Source organism: Cellulomonas citrea (assembly GCF_009829685.1).
Lineage (GTDB): Bacteria > Actinomycetota > Actinomycetes > Actinomycetales > Cellulomonadaceae > Cellulomonas > Cellulomonas citrea.
Genome location: NZ_VWSD01000220.1, coordinates 1 through 3,313 on the forward strand (window position 1 = coordinate 1; position 3,313 = coordinate 3,313).

Sequence of the window (3,313 nt, forward strand, 5' to 3'; positions counted from 1 at the left end):
GTCGGTGCGTCGGCCGGTCGCAGGGCCGCGACGGGCGCGACCCGGGTGGCGGCCCGAGCCGGGACGAAGCAGGCGCCGACGGTCACCGCGGTGCCGACGAGCAGCGGGACGACGACCGCCCACACCGTGAGCGGCAGCGTGGCCGGCAACGGGAAGCCCAGCTTCATCCGGCCGAGCACGAGCAGGGCCGCCTGGGACAGCCCGAGACCGCCCAGCACCCCGATGATCGACGAGGTGAGGCCGAGCAGGGTGCCCTCCAGCAGCACCGAGCCGCGCAGCTGCGAGCGACGGGCACCCACGCAGCGCAGCAGGGCGAGCGTGCGGGTGCGCTGGGCGACGATCACCTGGAACGTGTTGGCGATGACGAGCGCGGCCACGAGCAGGGCGATCCCGGCGAAGCCGAGCACGACGGCGACCAGCTGGTTGGACCCGTCGGTCAGCTGGGACACGGAGGCGGCGGCCGCCTCGTCCCGGGTGCGCACGAGGGCACCGTCCGGCAGCGTCGCGGCCAGCGCGTCGCGGGTGGCGGCGACGTCCGGGGTGAGCAGCATGATGGCGTTGAGGTGCTCGCCGTCCGACCAGGTCGTCACGGCGGACGGGACGGCCAGGGCCATCCCACCGGTCTGGGTGTAGGCCCCGTTCGGGTCCTCGACCAGCCCGGTGACGGTGAGGTCGGCGGTCGCCTGGGTGGGTTCGCCGCCGCTGTCGGTCGTCGCGGCACCTGCGGTCGACGTGTCGGTCGGGCTGCTCGTCGACCAGGTCGCGGTGACGGTGTCGCCCACGGCGACGTCGAGCCGCCGGGCGCTGCTGGCGGGCAGCGCGATCTGGCCGGCAGTGGTCGGCGCCACGCCCTCGCTCACGGTGAGCGGGGTGAGTGCGGCGTCGTCGGTGGTGGGGATGACGGGCTGGTTCTGCCGCCGGCCGCCATGCGTGAGCTCGACGACGGTGGTCTGCAGTCCGGTGGCCGCGGTGACCCCGGGCGCACGGCGCACGGTCGCCAGGTCGTCGCCGGTGAGCGGGGCGCCCTCGGTGGGGCTCACCACGAGGTCGGCGTGCCCGTACTGGGCGGTGACGCCGTCGTAGGTGCTGCGGGTCATCACGTTGCCGGCCACGAGGGTGGCGGCGACGAAGGCGGTCCCGAGCGCGATCGCGAGCCCGGCGGGCACCAGCCGCGACAGCGACAGCCGCATCTGGGCGAGGGTGAGCCGGATCATCGCGGCTGCTCCATGAGGTCGGCTGTCCGCAGCGCGTCGAGCCCGGCGAGCACGGCCGCCGGCGTCGGGTCGTCGATCTGGCCGGCGATCCGCCCGTCCGCGATGAGCACGACGCGGTCGGCGTACGCGGCGGCCGCGGCGTCGTGGGTGACCATGATGACGGTGCGGTCGAGCTCACGGACGCTGCGGCGCAGGAAGCTGAGCACCTCGGCGCCGGCCCGTGAGTCGAGGTTGCCGGTGGGCTCGTCGGCGAACACCACCTCGGGGCGGGTGATGAGGGCCCGGGCGATCGCGACGCGTTGCTGCTGACCGCCGGACAGCTCACCGGGCCGGTGGCTGAGTCGTGGTCGCAGCCCGAGGGTGTCGACGAGCGTGTCGAACCACTCCGGGTCCGGCCGCGCACCGGCGAGGTCGAGCGGCAGCGTGATGTTCTGCTGCGCGGTGAACATCGGCAGCAGGTTGAACGACTGGAAGACGAACCCGACGCGGGCGCGGCGCAGCAGCGTGAGCTGGTCGTCGGAGAGCGTGGTCAGGTCGGTCCCGCCGAGGGTCACGGTGCCGGACGTGGCCACGTCGAGCCCGGCGAGCAGGTGCATGAGGGTCGACTTGCCCGAGCCGGACGGGCCCATGATCGCGGTGAAGGCACCGGCGGCGAACTCGACGTCGACGCCGTCCAGCGCTCGGACCTCGGCTGGACCGGTGCCGTACACCTTGGACAGGCCGTGGGCGGCGGAGGCGATGGGGACGGGCATGGTGGGGCTCCTGTCGGTCGAGTGCTTCGTCCTCGACGCTAGGACCGGGGCCCTGGGCTGCGCGTCTGGCCCTGGGGTGGTCCGGCCGGCGGCCGCGTCATCCCCTGGTGGGAGGCCGCGTCATGCCCCGGGACGCACCAGCCCGGTCTCGTAGGCGGTGACGACCGCCTGCACCCGGTCGCGTGCGCCCAGCTTGGCCAGGATCCGCCCGACGTGCGTCTTCACGGTGGCCTCGGCGACGAACAGGTCCTGGCCGATCTCGGTGTTCGACCGGCCGCGGGCCATGAGGACGAGCACCTCGCGCTCGCGGTCGGTGAGGTCGGCGACGGCGAGCCGGCCCGGGTCGTCGCGTGTGGAGTCCTCGTCCGGCGGCAGCACCTCGACGAGGTGCTCGAGGAGTCGGCGGGTCGAGGACGGGGCGATGACGGCGTCCCCGGCGTGCACGGTGCGGATCGCGGCGAGCATCTCCTCGGGCGGCGCGTCCTTGAGCAGGAACCCGCTGGCCCCGGCCCGGATCGCGCGCAGCACGTACTCGTCCAGGTCGAACGTGGTGAGCACGATCACCCGGGGGCACGGGCCGGCCGCCGTGATCGCGGCGGTGGCGGTGAGCCCGTCCATGGTGGGCATCCGCACGTCCATGAGCACGACGTCGACCCCGGGGCTGCGCTCGGCGGCCAGGCCGTGCACGGCGGCGCGGCCGTCACCGGCCTCGAGCACCACCTCCAGGTCGGGCTGGGAGTCGATGACCATCCGGAAGCCGGCTCGCACCAGCTGCTGGTCGTCGACGAGCGCGACCCTGATCGGCGCCGTCATCGGTGTGCTCCGTTCTGCGTGGGTGCGGCGTCGCGGACCGGCGCCGCACCGGGGACGAGGGGGACGGTCGTGGCTGCGGGGGTGCTGCCACCCGGTGAGGGCAGGGTCGCGCGCACCTGGAACCCGCCGCCCGGCCGGGGCCCGGCGGTGACCGATCCGCCGAACATCGTGGTCCGCTCGCGCATCCCGAGCAGGCCCTGGCCGAGCCCGTCGCTGCCGGCTGCCGCACCGCGGCCGTCGTCGGACACCTCGAGCACCACGGTCTCGGGCAGCCACTGGAGCACCACGGTGGCCTCGGGGTCGGGGCCGGCATGTTTGAGCACGTTGGTGAGGGACTCCTGCGCGACCCGGTAGAGCGTGAGCCCGGCACCGGGTGGCAGGTTGCGGGGCTCGCCGAGCCGCACGAGCGTCACGCGCATCCCGGCGGACCGCAGCTGGTCGACGAGCCCGGCGATGTCGTCGGCGGCCGGCAGCGGGCCGGTCGGGACGGCGGCTTCGGTGGGCACCGGCGGGGCGGGCGGCGGGTCGTCCCGG

General features: G+C 74.8%; 4 protein-coding genes. All 4 read right to left on the minus strand.

All coding sequences use genetic code 11. From position 1 onward, the window contains the following. Nucleotides 1-1,214, minus strand: a 1,214-nt coding sequence (locus tag F2B26_RS15275; RefSeq protein WP_159810822.1) for an FtsX-like permease family protein, incomplete at its 3' end; no start/stop codon positions are given. Beyond that, nucleotides 1,211-1,966, minus strand: coding sequence for an ABC transporter ATP-binding protein (locus F2B26_RS15280; protein WP_159810824.1), 756 nt, complete (start codon nucleotides 1,964-1,966; stop codon nucleotides 1,211-1,213). The genes F2B26_RS15275 and F2B26_RS15280, both read right to left, overlap by 4 nt. Before the next feature lie 120 nt (nucleotides 1,967-2,086). Continuing rightward, nucleotides 2,087-2,779, minus strand: a complete 693-nt coding sequence (locus tag F2B26_RS15285) for a response regulator (RefSeq protein WP_159810826.1) — start codon at nucleotides 2,777-2,779, stop codon at nucleotides 2,087-2,089. Then, nucleotides 2,776-3,313 (minus strand): sensor histidine kinase (locus F2B26_RS15290; RefSeq protein WP_235929712.1); only part of this gene is annotated, 538 nt, incomplete at its 5' end. The genes F2B26_RS15285 and F2B26_RS15290, both read right to left, overlap by 4 nt.

Coding starts and splice junctions, on each gene's coding strand:
- F2B26_RS15280 (WP_159810824.1), bottom strand. CDS start 1,966: ATGCCCGTCCCCATCGCCTCCGCCGCCCACGGCCTGTCCAAGGTGTAC.
- F2B26_RS15285 (WP_159810826.1), bottom strand. CDS start 2,779: ATGACGGCGCCGATCAGGGTCGCGCTCGTCGACGACCAGCAGCTGGTG.